Raw genomic sequence first — 12,479 nt, forward strand, 5'->3', positions numbered from 1 at the left:
ATTACTCGGCTTCAGATGCCGCAGGGGGCGTGGTGTCAGTGGTGTGCGTGCCCGCGCGGCCCGTCTCCGGCAGCGTCAGGTAGACGATGAGGCAGATCAGGACGATGGCCGTCATGTACACCGCCACGCCCATGGGGCGGCCCGCTTCGACGAATGAGCTGGCGATGAGCGGGGCGGTCCCACCGAGTGCCGCGATGACGATCTGGTGGGCTACACCGATGCCGGACACCCGGACGGCGGCGGGGAACAATTCGGCCTGGATCGTCGGATAGACGCCCTGCCAGATGGCAAGGACCACCCAGCCGCTGACGGTCACCGTCACGTATACGCCGAATCCAGGCTGCTGCAAGAGCAACAGCAGCGGGTAGAAGAGCACCACCATGCCCGCGGCCCCGATGATGGGGAAGGGTTTGCGGCGGCCAATGCGGTCGGACAGGGCTCCGCACAGCGGCACAATGATCACCAGCAGGCCCAGCCCGATGGCGTTCCCCGCCAGGGCGGAGTCCAGGTCACGTCCGGTGGTCAGGTGTGCGTAGGTGGGCAGGAACGTGGCCCACGTGTAGTAGGCGACTGCCGGGGCGGACAGAGCCGCTGTTTGCAGTAGTGCCTTGGGGTGCCTGCGCAGCAGTTCCCGCAAACGCAGGGTCTCGGACTTCTTCTCGGCGGCGGAGTCCTCGACAGCGGCCTCGAACTCCGGGGATTCGTCGGCGCGCGAGCGCAGCAACAGCCCGACGATGCCGAGGAGGCCGCCGACGGCGAACGGGATACGCCATCCCCACGTCTCCAGGTCGTGGGTGCTCAGGGTCGAGGTGACGATCGCCCCCATGCCGGTGGCAGCCAGCGTGGCCAGGCCGCTGGCCGCGTTCGACAGCGAGCCGAACAGGCCGCGCCGGTCGGTCGAGCCGTTCTCCACCATGTAGGCGATGGCGCTCTGCGACTCGCTGCCGGCCGAGATGCCCTGCAGTACGCGGGCGAGCAGGAACAGCAGCGGCGCCGCGTAGCCGATGGCGGAGAACGGCGGGGTGAGCGCGAGGATCAGGCTGCCCACGGTCATGCCCCCGACCGCTACGGCCATCACGCCGCGGCGGCCGTAGCGGTCGGCCAGGGGGGAGATGATGATGCCGCTCAGTGGCCGTACCACGAACCCGACCGCGTAGGTCAGCAGGGCGCTGATCAGCGACATCGCCGGGCTGCTGCCGGGAAAGATCTGGCTTGAGAAGACAGCGGCCAACAGGCCGTAGATGTACCAGTCGTACCACTCGATGAAGTGGCCGACGGTGCCGGCCAGGATGTTCGACCGCCTTCTGCGGGACGGGACTTCTCCTTTGGCCGGGTTGGAGGGGGAGTGCGATGAGGTTATTCTTGACGCGTTCGCCATTGAGCGCTCCTCAGTGCGGTGAGGGATGGGATCTGTGCGAACAAGCGGCGGGGGAGAGCGCCGCGGTTCAGGTTGTTGGGCCGAAAGTGTCGGCGGTTCCGGAAGCCTTCTTCGAGCGTGGATGCCCTCGACACCTGCCTCGGTGCGGGGCCGTTCGAGGCCCGCGGAGGAATCAGCGCGTTGCGTGGCTGGACCAGATGCGGCCCTCCTGCTCCTCCACGGGAAGACCGGCGGATCGCAGGATGTCGTCGAGGAGCGCCTGCGTGCGGGCGGCTTCTCGTCCCGATGTCAGCGGTGTGCCGCGGTCTCGTACGCGGTCCAGGAAGTGGTGAACGGCCGCGGCGAATCCGAAGGTGTGCGTCGCAGTGGCCCAGCCGAATGCCTCGGGGCTCATCGAGCGCACGGTGCTCACACCGTCCCGAGTGAGGGTGACCGTGTCCGGAGCCACCACCTCGGCCGAGGTCTCGGCGCCGTAGGCATCGAGTTTTTCCGCCCACGCACCCGCGTTCCGTGCCGCCGTCAGGACGCCGGTGCCACCACCGGCGAAGCGGACCAGAGCGGAGACGCCGTCCTCCTGCCAGGGGTCGTCACCGGCGGCGTGGGCGGAGACGTCGACCGGTTCACCCGGGCAGAACCAGCGCAGCAGGTCCACCATGTGGATGGCGTTCTCGAACGTCGCACGGTACTCGCTGCCGCGGCGGTTCTTCTGCGCGACGCAGAATGCGGCACCGGCGTCTCCGAACTGGTCACGAGCGGCGACGTAGGCCGGCGCGAACCTGCGGTTGAAGCCGACCATCAGCACCCGGTCACGCTCGTCGGCGAGGTCGGCGAGCCGTTCCGCGTCACTGGTCGCGGTCGCGAGGGGCTTTTCGCAGAAGACATCCACGTCCGCCTCCAGCGCGCTGCTCACGCCGACGACATGCTCCGACCTCGGAGTGAGCACGAACAGGGCGTCCAGGTCACGTTCAAGTGCCTGCTCGACGGTCGGGACCGCCGTGGAGAACCCCCATCGACGGACCAGTTCGGAGGGATCCTCGCGCCGGGACACCAGGACATCGAGCTCGACGTCGTCCCGCGCCACCAGGGTGGGCAACTGCGCGACGTGCGCGATGTTCCCGGCGCCGACCACGCCGACGCGCAGCGAGGGCCTGCTCATCGGGACACCTCCGCGGGCGCGGGTCCGGCCGCCTCGTCGAGGAGTGCGCGGAGCGCGCGGGCGGACCGGGCGAAGCCTTCCTCCGGAGCCGGGAGGTCCTGCGGGTGCCACCGGTACTCGTACTCGAGACTGAGGACGTCGTCGTATCCGTGCTGCTTGACCGCCTGCAGGATGTCCGGCCAGGGCACGATGCCCTCACCGACGACGCGGGAGCGCACGGCCCGCTCGTCCGCTTTCACCCGAGCCGTCTCGGAGGCGACGAAGGGCGCATCCGGATCGGTGAAGACGAGGTCCTTCACGTGGACATGCCCGATCAGGCCGCCCTGCTCCCGAAGTGCCTCCGGCCAGGCCTCGTCGTGCGTGAAGGTGAGATTCGCCTGGTCGTAGAGGACCCGGACGGCAGGCGCGTCCACCTCGCGTATCAGTCGAGCGGTCTCCTTCGCCGATTGCGTCATGGTTCCGAAGTGGTTCTCCACGCACAGGCACACTCCGGCGTCGGTGGCGAGCGGCGCCAGCTCCGAAAGCCCCGAGCGCAGGCGTTCCCAATGCCCGGCGTGATCGGTTCGGTCCGCTCCCCAGGAACCCGCGTACACGCGGAGCCGAGTGGCACCCACGCGATGGGCGCAGTCGATGGCCGACCGCAGTTCGTCGAGCGCTGCCCGGCGCTGCGCGGGGTCCTCGTGGTTGAGCCCCGTGGTGTACGGAGCGAGCCCCACCACCGGTACGCCCACATCGTCTGCCACACGGGCCGCCTCGGCCGCCGCTGCGCCGTCCCCGATCGGCAGTCCGCTGCGGTAGCCGTTCTGGTAGATGACCTCCGCTCCCTCCAGACCGGCCGCGGCGAAGAGCTCCAGCGCCTCGGGGAGGGTCTGTTCCGGTGTGCCGAGGGTGTGGCCAATGATCCGCACTACAGGTCCTTTTCGGTTCGGCAGGGGTCGTTCCAGTCGGCGGGACCGACCAGTGGTGGCGGGTTGTGTACGCGGGAGCGGTCGACCAGTTCGATCAACAGGCCCCAGGGCGCCCGGAGATAGGTCCACCGGTTGCCCGCGACGCGCGGGCTGTCCGGGCCGACCTCCTTGGTTCCGCCCAGGACACGGGCGCCGTGCGACCGGAGATGCTCGACGGCGGTGTCGACGTCCGCCACGGTGAAGCACAGGTGGTGGCCACCGGCATCGCAATGGCGCGGGTAGTCGGGGCGCTGGTCCGTGCTCCACCACTGGAACAGCTCCACGTTGAGGTTGGGCGGCATGCGCAGCATGGCGAGTTCCAGCCGGGCATCGGCGGGGACCTCGAAGTGTGCGGGCATGAAGTCGGCGTCGGGTCCGCGCGCTGAGCGGTAGAGCTCCTCGGCGCCGAAGGCGTGCACGAAGAAGGTGACCGCTTCGCCCAGGTCGGGCACCGTGAAGGCGACGTGGTCGACGTGTTGAAACCCTGCGGGCAGGCTCATCGGGGCACCTCCGCGGTCGACTCACGGACCAACAGGTCCGGGGCCAGGACGACATGGCTCGTCTCCCCGTCCTTGAGGAGTTTCTCGGCGAGGTCGATGGCGATCACTCCCATGTCGGCGATGGGCTGGCGGACGGTGGTCAGTCGCGGGTTGTACCGGGCGCCGAACTCCAAGCCGTCGAAGCCCATCACCGACACCTCGTCCGGGACGGAGACACCTCGCACGCCAAGAGCGGAGATGAGGCCGAACGCGACCATGTCGCTGGCCGCGATGACCGCTGTCGGACGCTCCTCGCGTGTCATCTCCGTCAGACGCTCGGCGGCCCGCTCACCCGCGTCGGGCCCGGTGCCCCCGTCCAGGACCATCGCCGGTATCTCCAGCTCCGCGGCCAGCCCTTCGTAGGCGGCCAGGCGGTCCCTGGACGTGTAAGCGCCGGAGATGCCGGACACATAGGCGATGCGCCGGTGCCCCAGGCCGCGCAGATGGTCCACGGCGAGGGCGATTCCTTCGGCGCTGTCCACCGTCACGGTCGGCACCTGCGACTGTTCGACGCGGTCGATGACGACGACCTTGCTGCCGAGCGCGACGTTCTGCAGTTCGTCGAGATCCACGGTGGTCGACGGCGCGACGATCCCGAAGGGCGCGTACATCTCCTGAAGAGACGTCAAATAGGCGTTGGTCCGGTCGACTTCGCCGCCGGTCACGCACAGGACCAACTGGTAGCCCTTGTCGGCAGCCGCCGCGGCCATGGTCCTCGCCAGCTCACCGTAGAAGGGATTGGTGATGTCCGGGACGATCAGCGGAACCAGCCTGCTCGCACGACGGCGCAGGGCCTGCGCCAGCGGATTCACCCGGTAACCGAGACTCTCCGCCACCTCCAGGACGTGCTTGCGAGTCTTGGCGTTCACGGCTTCCGGCCGGGAAAAGGCTCGGGAAACCGTGGAGCGGTGCACGCCCGCCCGAGCTGCGACGTCATCAATGCTCACCTCAGCCATGGCTGACCTCCGAGGACGCAATGGAAGGCCGCCTGTACGCGGCCCAGATGAGGCTCATTGTGTCGGCAAGGTCGTCCAAGGTCGGCAGCCCGGCGAAGCCGTCCGCCCAGGTGTCGGCCACCTGCCGGACGAACACGTCGTACAGCGGATCGCTGTCCACGTCGATGGTGCTCGATTCGGTGACACCGTCCGCGGCGTGCGTGAACGAGACATGGCCGGAGGTGCCCACATCGACGTATCCCTCGCTGCCCGCACTGGTGAAGGAGCAGTACCGCTTGGCGGGGCTCGACGGGAAGGCGTAGCCGACCTCGATGATCGCCTCGCTGCCGTCGTCGCCCGCCAGTACGAGGGTGGCGTGGTCCTCGACGCCCTCGCCGTGCAGGCTCGCGGACACGTTGGCGGCCACGAGTTCCACACGGCGGGCGCGGCTTCGCCGCAGGAAGAGATCGATGAAGTGCGGCGCCAGGTTCACCAGACACCCTCCGCCGGACCGGGCGGGCTGGAGCATCCAGGAGCAGCCTGCCTCGTGATAGCGCTCCGGCGGACCGGCCACGAAGCTCGTACGTTGATACGTCGGCGCACCGGCCAGGGACAGCGCGTGGTCCACGGGGCCGCCACGTTGGACGAAGAGGACGGTCGCCGCCACCCCGGCTGCCGCGGCCGCATCGCGAATCCGCTCCACGTCCTCGGGCCCCGTGCCACCCGGCTTGTCGACCACGAACGGGATGCCGCGCTCGACCAAGGCCAGACAGGTCTCCACCATGCGGTCGTGCGGGCCGAAGACGTAGGCCAGGTCCAGGGGGCCGGCGTCCAGCGCTTCGCCGACTTCCCCGTAAACGGCCGCGTCGAGGCGTCTGGCGATGTCGGTGACCTGGTCGGGCTCCTCGTCCTGGACCAGCACGACATCGTGAGTGTCCCCCCAGGCACTGACATGCAGGGGTACGTGCCAGTGCCGGGCACCGAGCACGGCCGTTCGCGGACGTCTCACGACGCGTCTCCCAACTGTTGATACAGAGCAATTTCTACTGATCGTGCTCTTTGAGACCGGTCACTGCGATCGATTGCTGCGATCGATTGCAATACGGAAACAGAGCTGCTTAAGCTCTGTCAACACCCCCCGACCATCCGATTTCCTTGAGGTGACCCCATGCGCAAGCTGCGCACCTTGAATGCCATCTGTGACACGGGGACGGTGCTGATCGTGCGCCTTCCCACTGCCGAGGCTTCGTACGGAGTGGCCTGCGAGGCCATCGCCGGAGGGATACGCGCGGTCGAGGTCACGCTCACCACGCCGGGCGCCCTGGACGTGATCAGCCGGCTGAGTGAGGAGTACCCCGAGGCCGAGATCGGCGCCGGCAGCGTCCTCGACGCCTCATCGGCGTACGCGAGCATTCAGGCCGGCGCGCGTTTCCTGGTCAGCCCCCACGTCGGCCTCGGCATGCTGGAGACCGCCGGCCGCTACCAGGCCGTCAGCGTCTGCGGAGCCGCGACCCCCACGGAGATCGTCCAAGCGGCCACAGCAGGGGCCGACCTCGTCAAGCTGTTCCCCTCCTCGGTCCTCAACCGCGACTACGCCCGTGCGGTACTCGAGCCGCTCGGCCACATCCCCCTGGTCCCGGCCGGGGGCGTCTCCCCGGACAACGTGGCCGAGTGGTTCGACGCCGGAGTCGCGGCGGTCGGCGTCGGAAGCTTCATCACCAAGGCGGCGCAGCGCGAAGACGCCGAGCAGCACCCGGTCCGCGCGGCAGCCCGGACATTCCTGGAGGCGGTGACCGATGCCCGCGCCTGACCCGGCATCCCCCACGTCCGGGACACCACCGGTCTACGTCGCGATCGGCCCCGCGGGATCGGGGAAGTCCCATGTCGCCCGGGAGCTCGCACGTCGGCTGCGGGCGGCCTACCTCGACAAGGACTCCCTGGCCGGCGACCTCGTGGACGTCGCGCTCGAACTGGTCGGGCGGCGCGCGGGAGGCCGCGAAGACGACCCGACCTACGTCGAGCGGTTGATGCCGGCCGAGTACAAGGCGCTGTTCGCTACGGCGGCGGACAACCTGCGGCTGGGCCTACCCGTCGTCCTGGACGCGCCCTTCGCTGCATACCTCGCCGACCCCGACTTCTTGACCAGCTCCGTCGACCGGGCCTCCTGGCCCACGGGGACACCCGTCGTCGTGGTCGAGGTACGGACTTCCCCGGAGACCGTTCGTGCGCGGCTGACCGAGCGGGGCCTGCCTCGCGACCGGGCCAAACTGGCCGACTGGTCCGCTTTCTGGCGGCAGCTCGGGGGCCGGGGGTGCGCCTGGTCCGGAGCTCGGCACATCGTCGTGAACAACGATGGCGAACCGGACCTCGATGCGATTGCGGAGATCGCGGGCGACGCTGAGCAAGCCACCTTCCCCGCCTGCCAGTAACGGTTGTTGGTGTGTCACCGCCTGGAGCTGAGGGCGTGTTGTCGGGTCGGTGGCGCCCGGCACCTCCCAGTCGTCGGCCCACCCGATGATGTGCGCTCCGACCGACGCGGCAGCCTCTCTCCCCTTCGCGCACGCGGCGTGAAGAGGAATTGGCTGCCGCACCCAGGACGATCTTGGTCAGGCCAGGAAGCTCAGTCGAACCTGGCGGTTGGCATTGTCTTTATTGGTGTCGACGAGGCAGACGGACTGCCACGTGCCCAGTTCCAGGCGGCCGTCGATGACCGGCAGTGTGGCGTGCGGGGGGACCAGGGCCGGGAGGACGTGGTCGCGGCCGTGGCCGGGGGTGCCGTGGCGGTGGCGCCAGCGGTCGTCGGGCGGGAGGAGGGTGCGCAGCGCGGCGAGGAGGTCGTCGTCGCTGCCCGCGCCCGTCTCGAGGACGGCGACGCCGGCGGTCGCGTGCGGTACGAACACGTTCAGCAGGCCGTCCCGGCCCGCCGCGGTGTCGCGGAGGAACGCCTCGCAGTCGCCGGTCAGGTCGGTCACCGCCTCCTCGGTGCCGGTGGTGATGTGCAGGATCCTGGTGGTGAATGAGTCCGCCATGGGTCCATCCTGCCCGCCCGGGCCGCGGGATCGCGCGTCCGCGTGCCGAGACGCCATTGACCCGGTCGGGAATACCTCGCTACGTTCGGCGCCATGTTGCGTTCAGCCCTGCTCACCACGCGCGGTCACATCGACCTGCTGCGGGTGGCGTCCGCCGCGTGTCGCCGCGGCCGCTGACGCCCTTTTCACCGTACTGACGCGCGGGAGCTCGCCGTTTCGGCGTATCCCGGCGCCACGTCGCTGACGCGGCGCTCCCGTTGGCGGCTCTCGTCCCGCTCACCGCCCCCTTTTACTCGCGCCGGTTCCGGCCGACGCCGCACCGTCCCGAGAACCGCCGTCCCGCGACCCACCGTCGCGCGAGACGCCGTGGCGTGCCGCGCCGCAGTGCGCCGCGTCGTGGCGTTCCCTCGCGTCGCGACCGGGCCGCGCGGTCCCCCTGTCTCCCAGCACGGAGTCCCCATGACGGTCGATCACGCCCCACCGGACATGTCCGCCATTTCAAATGATCACCCGCCCTTCGCCCTGGAACCGGTCGCCCCGTCCGCCGCCACCCGCTCCTGGCGTCATGCCGTCCCCCGCTGGCTGCGGCGCGTCGTCGGACCGCTGCTTGTTCTGCTCCTGTGGCAGGTGCTCAGCGCGACCGGTGTGCTGCACCGCGACATCCTCGCCTCGCCCGGGACCATCGCCACCGCCGCCGGCGAGCTGATCTCCGACGGCACCCTCGGGACCGCCATGGCCATCTCGCTCCAACGAGTGGCCGTGGGGCTGCTGTTCGGCGCGGTGGCCGGGGTGTCGCTCGCCCTGGCCTCCGGGCTCTCCCGGCTCGGCGAGGACCTGGTCGACCCGGTCGTCCAGATGCTGCGGACCGTGCCGTGGGTCGGTCTGATCCCGCTCCTCATCATCTGGCTGGGCATCGGCGAGGCCCCCAAGGTGGCCCTCATCGCGCTCGGTGTCGCCTTCCATCTCTACCTCAACGTGTACGCGGGCATCCGCGGCGTCGACGAACAACTCGTGGAGGCCGGGCAGTCGTTGGGGCTCGGCCGCTGGGGACTGATCCGGCATGTCGTGCTGCCGGGCGCCCTGCCCGGTGCGATGACCGGGCTGCGGTACTCGCTCGCCACCGCGTGGCTCGCCCTCGTCTTCGGCGAGTCCATCAACGCCGACGCCGGGATCGGCTTCCTGATGAACCAGGCACGGGACTTCCTGCGCACGGACGTCATCGTCGTCTGCCTGGTCGTCTACGCCTTCCTCGGCCTGATCGCCGACGCCGTCGTCCGTACTCTCGAAAGGCTGCTGCTGCAATGGCGACCGACATTCACGGGCCGGTGAGCACCGTTGAGGGCCCGGCCGCGGCCCCGGCGGTCCGGGTCGAGGGGCTGACCCGCGCCTTCGACGGCCGGCCGGTGATCGACCGGCTCGATCTCACCCTGCGTCCCGGCGAGTTCACCGCCCTGCTGGGCCGCAGCGGCTGCGGCAAGTCGACCCTGCTGCGGGTGCTGGCCGGGCTGGACCGTGACATCAGCGGCACGGTCCTCGTGCCCAAGCGCCGCGCGGTCGCCTTCCAGGCCCCTCGGCTGATGCCGTGGAAGCGCGTCTGGCGCAATGTGCTGCTCGGGCTCGACGGACGGCCCGACCGCGCGCTGGCCGAGCGCGCCCTGGACGAGGTCGGCCTCGGCCACCGATCCGGCGCGTGGCCCAAGACACTTTCGGGCGGCGAGGCCCAGCGTGCCTCACTGGCGAGAGCGCTCGTACGGGAGCCGGACCTGCTGCTGCTCGACGAGCCGTTCGGCGCGCTGGACGCGCTGACGCGGATCAAGGCCCAGCGACTGGTGGCGGAGCTGTGGCAACGGCGTGGCTGCGCGGTCCTGCTGGTGACCCACGACGTCGACGAGGCACTGCTGCTCGCGGACCGCGCGCTGGTCATGCGGGACGGTGTCATCGCGTACGAGACCCCGGTCGGACTGGACCGTCCACGCGCGGTCGGCGACCCCGGCTTCGGCCCGCTCCGCTCCCGCCTGCTCACCGAGCTGGGAGTGGACGAGCCGGCCGCCTCCTCATGACGGCCGACCGCCTCATGACGGCCCACCGCCTCCTGGCGGCCCCACCGCGACCTGACGGCCCCACCGCCTCCTGACAACCGGTGCTCCCGGGACGGCCGGTACCCAGCCGCCCCCGTGTGGCGCGCCGGCTGCCCGCACTCCCCCACACCGAGGAAAGCCACCCTCCATGAAGCGTTCTCTCGCCGCCACCCTCCTCCCTCTCGCCCTCATCCTCTCCGCCTGCTCCGGTGCCTCCTCCGCCGACGGATCCGGTGGTACGAACGGCAGGACCGACGGCAAGGGGTCCCTCACCCTCAAGGTCGGTGACCAGAAAGGCGGCGCCGAGGCGATCCTGCGCGCCGCCGGTGAGCTCGACGACCTTCCGTACAAGGTCACGTGGTCGACCTTCACCTCCGGTCCGCCGCTGCTCGAAGCCGTGAACGCCAGGGCCGTGGACATCGGTTCCGTCGGAAACACCCCGCCCGTCTTCGCCGCCGGAGCCGGCTCGAAGATCAAGGTCGTGGCCGCGACCCACGGGGACGCGCGCGGCGACACGATCCTCGTGCGCGAGGACTCGCCCCTGAGGAAGACGTCCGAGCTCAGGGGAGCGACGGTCGCCGTGGCCCAGGGCAGCTCGGCGCACTACCAGCTGATCGCCTCGCTCCGGAAGGCCGGTCTCACCGTCAAGGACGTCAAGGTCAGGCTGTTGCAGCCGGCCGACGCGCTCGCCGCGTTCACCAGCGGCAAGGTGGACGCCTGGTCCGTCTGGGACCCGTACACCAGCCAGGTGCTGCACGGCGGGCTCGGCCGGGTACTGACCGACGGCCGGGGCGTCGTCAACGGCCTGAACTTCCAGGTCGCCGCACCCGCCGCCCTGGAGGACAAGAAGAAGGCCGCCGCGATCGGCGACTTCGTCGACCGGCTCCGCCGGGCGCAGGACTGGGTCTTCGGGCATCCCGAGGAGTGGGCCGAGGTCTGGGCCAAGGACACCGGAATGCCGTACGACGTGGCCCTGGACGCGGTGAAGCGCAGCAATGGCACCCGCAGGCCGGTCGCGCTGGACAAGGCCGCGATCGGTTCCGAGCAGGAGATCGCCGACACCTTCGCGGAGCTCAAGCTCATTCCCCGCCGCTTCGACTTCGCGGACTTCGTGGACAACCGCTTCAACAAGAATCTGCCGCCGTCCACCTCGCCGGCGCGCACCTACGGAAAGGCCTCTTCCTGATGAGCGTTCACCTGCACTGGTTCCTGCCGACCGGCGGCGACGGACGTACGCTGGTGGACCGCCACGCGTACACCGACGGGGGCATCTCGCGCTCCGCGAACACCCCGGTCAGCGGGATCCGCCCGCCCGACGTCGAGTACCTGGCGCAGATCGCCAAAGCGGCCGAACACCTCGGCTTCGAGGCCGTGCTGACACCGACCGGCACCTGGTGCGAGGACGCGTGGCTGACGACGACGGCGCTGGCGCAGCAGACCGAGCGGCTGAAGTTCCTGGTCGCCTTCCGGCCCGGGCTGATCTCCCCGGTGTTGGCGGCGCAGATGGCGGCCACCTTCCAGCGCGTCAGCCGGGGGCGGCTGCTGCTCAACGTGGTGACCGGCGGCGACGCGACCGAGCAGCGCCGTTTCGGTGACCACCTCGACCACGACCGGCGCTACGCCAGGACGGCGGAGTTCCTGTCGGTGGTGCGGGGGGTCTGGGGCGGCAGGCCGTACGACTTCGACGGCGAGCACTTCCAGGTCGAGGGCGGGCTGACCGCGCTGCCGCCCGACCCGCTGCCGGAGATCTTCTTCGGTGGTTCGTCGGCCGCCGCGGGGCCGGTGGCGGCCGAGCACGCCGATGTGTACCTCACCTGGGGCGAGCCCCCGGCACAGGTGAAGGAGAAGATCGACTGGATCCGCTCGCTGGCCGAGGAGCGGGGCCGTACGGTCCGCTTCGGCATCCGCCTGCACACCATCTCGCGCGACTCCTCCCGGGAGGCCTGGGCGACCGCGGACCGGCTGCTGGACGACCTCGACCCGGAGACCGTCGCCGCGGCGCAGCGGGCGCTCGGCCGGAGCGAGTCGGTGGGACAGCAGCGGATGCTGGCCCTGCACGGCGGTTCGCGGGACAAGCTGGAGATCTCGCCCAGCCTGTGGGCGGGCGTCGGTCTGGTACGCGGCGGCGCGGGCACCGCGCTGGTGGGCAGCCACGACGAGGTGGCGGACCGGATCGAGGAGTACCACGAGCTGGGGATCGAGCACGTCGTGCTCTCCGGCTACCCGCATCTGGAGGAGGCGTACTGGTTCGGGGAAGGGGTGACGCCGCTGCTGGCGGCCCGCGGGCTGCTGGCCCAGGTCCCGGCGTCCCCGCTGCTGGGAGTTCCGGCGCGGAACGGGCGCCCCGCGTCCGCGCCCGGCGGCGCCCCGCTGCTGGTGGCCGGGGGGCGCTGAGCGGGGCACGGCCCCTGTCGGCG

General features: G+C 70.3%; 14 protein-coding genes. 7 read left to right on the forward strand and 7 right to left on the reverse strand.

Annotation, left to right across the window (positions count from 1 at the left end; all coding sequences use genetic code 11):
- Position 1: 1 nt before the first annotated feature.
- From ACU6P3_RS03400 to ACU6P3_RS03425, 6 genes are all read right to left on the reverse strand, one after another.
- A complete protein-coding gene (locus tag ACU6P3_RS03400; RefSeq protein WP_447195846.1) occupies positions 2–1,378 on the reverse strand; it encodes an MFS transporter in 1,377 nt (458 codons plus the stop codon).
- A gap of 172 nt (positions 1,379–1,550) precedes the next feature.
- On the reverse strand, positions 1,551–2,534 hold the full coding sequence (locus ACU6P3_RS03405; RefSeq protein ID WP_447195847.1) for a Gfo/Idh/MocA family protein: 984 nt from the start codon (positions 2,532–2,534) through the stop codon (positions 1,551–1,553).
- Positions 2,531–3,442: a sugar phosphate isomerase/epimerase family protein gene (locus ACU6P3_RS03410; RefSeq protein ID WP_447195848.1), complete on the reverse strand. Its 912-nt coding sequence runs from the start codon at positions 3,440–3,442 to the stop codon at positions 2,531–2,533. Before ACU6P3_RS03410 ends, ACU6P3_RS03405 begins: the two co-directional genes overlap by 4 nt.
- Positions 3,442–3,981, reverse strand: a complete 540-nt coding sequence (locus ACU6P3_RS03415; protein WP_447195849.1) for a VOC family protein — start codon at positions 3,979–3,981, stop codon at positions 3,442–3,444. The genes ACU6P3_RS03410 and ACU6P3_RS03415 overlap by 1 nt, the downstream gene beginning before the upstream one ends.
- Complete coding sequence (locus ACU6P3_RS03420; RefSeq protein ID WP_447195850.1) at positions 3,978–4,976, reverse strand: LacI family DNA-binding transcriptional regulator; 999 nt, start codon at positions 4,974–4,976, stop codon at positions 3,978–3,980. Before ACU6P3_RS03420 ends, ACU6P3_RS03415 begins: the two co-directional genes overlap by 4 nt.
- Entirely contained in the window at positions 4,969–5,964 is a 996-nt protein-coding gene (locus ACU6P3_RS03425; RefSeq protein WP_447195851.1) for a Gfo/Idh/MocA family protein, read from the reverse strand. Before ACU6P3_RS03425 ends, ACU6P3_RS03420 begins: the two co-directional genes overlap by 8 nt.
- A 159-nt stretch (positions 5,965–6,123) precedes the next feature.
- Between ACU6P3_RS03425 and ACU6P3_RS03430 the strand changes: the two genes are divergently transcribed.
- Together ACU6P3_RS03430 and ACU6P3_RS03435 are read left to right on the forward strand one after the other, a co-directional pair.
- Complete coding sequence (locus ACU6P3_RS03430; RefSeq protein WP_447195852.1) at positions 6,124–6,765, forward strand: bifunctional 4-hydroxy-2-oxoglutarate aldolase/2-dehydro-3-deoxy-phosphogluconate aldolase; 642 nt, start codon at positions 6,124–6,126, stop codon at positions 6,763–6,765.
- Positions 6,752–7,384 (forward strand): P-loop nucleotide/nucleoside kinase family protein, encoded by a 633-nt coding sequence (locus ACU6P3_RS03435; protein WP_447195853.1) that lies wholly within the window; start codon positions 6,752–6,754, stop codon positions 7,382–7,384. Before ACU6P3_RS03430 ends, ACU6P3_RS03435 begins: the two co-directional genes overlap by 14 nt.
- Before the next feature lie 177 nt (positions 7,385–7,561).
- Here the strand turns inward: ACU6P3_RS03435 and ACU6P3_RS03440 are convergent, their stop codons facing one another.
- On the reverse strand, positions 7,562–7,984 hold the full coding sequence (locus ACU6P3_RS03440; RefSeq protein ID WP_447195854.1) for a YjbQ family protein: 423 nt from the start codon (positions 7,982–7,984) through the stop codon (positions 7,562–7,564).
- A 93-nt stretch (positions 7,985–8,077) separates the two neighbouring features.
- Here ACU6P3_RS03440 and ACU6P3_RS03445 point away from each other — a divergent pair, with 93 nt between their 5' ends.
- The 5 genes from ACU6P3_RS03445 (at position 8,078) to ACU6P3_RS03465 (ending at position 12,456) form a co-directional block, all read left to right on the forward strand.
- The gene (locus ACU6P3_RS03445) at positions 8,078–8,161 is read left to right on the forward strand and encodes a putative leader peptide (RefSeq protein ID WP_313884353.1); all 84 of its coding nucleotides are present in this window, start codon (positions 8,078–8,080) and stop codon (positions 8,159–8,161) included.
- Between the two features lie 282 nt (positions 8,162–8,443).
- Positions 8,444–9,313 (forward strand): ABC transporter permease, encoded by an 870-nt coding sequence (locus ACU6P3_RS03450; protein ID WP_447195855.1) that lies wholly within the window; start codon positions 8,444–8,446, stop codon positions 9,311–9,313.
- A complete protein-coding gene (locus ACU6P3_RS03455; protein WP_447195856.1) occupies positions 9,286–10,044 on the forward strand; it encodes an ABC transporter ATP-binding protein in 759 nt (252 codons plus the stop codon). The genes ACU6P3_RS03450 and ACU6P3_RS03455 overlap by 28 nt, the downstream gene beginning before the upstream one ends.
- A 166-nt stretch (positions 10,045–10,210) precedes the next feature.
- Positions 10,211–11,248: an ABC transporter substrate-binding protein gene (locus tag ACU6P3_RS03460; RefSeq protein ID WP_447195857.1), complete on the forward strand. Its 1,038-nt coding sequence runs from the start codon at positions 10,211–10,213 to the stop codon at positions 11,246–11,248.
- Positions 11,248–12,456, forward strand: coding sequence for an LLM class flavin-dependent oxidoreductase (locus ACU6P3_RS03465; RefSeq protein ID WP_447195858.1), 1,209 nt, complete (start codon positions 11,248–11,250; stop codon positions 12,454–12,456). Before ACU6P3_RS03460 ends, ACU6P3_RS03465 begins: the two co-directional genes overlap by 1 nt.
- Positions 12,457–12,479: the final 23 nt, after the last annotated feature.

Source organism: Streptomyces hebeiensis, assembly GCF_052983195.1.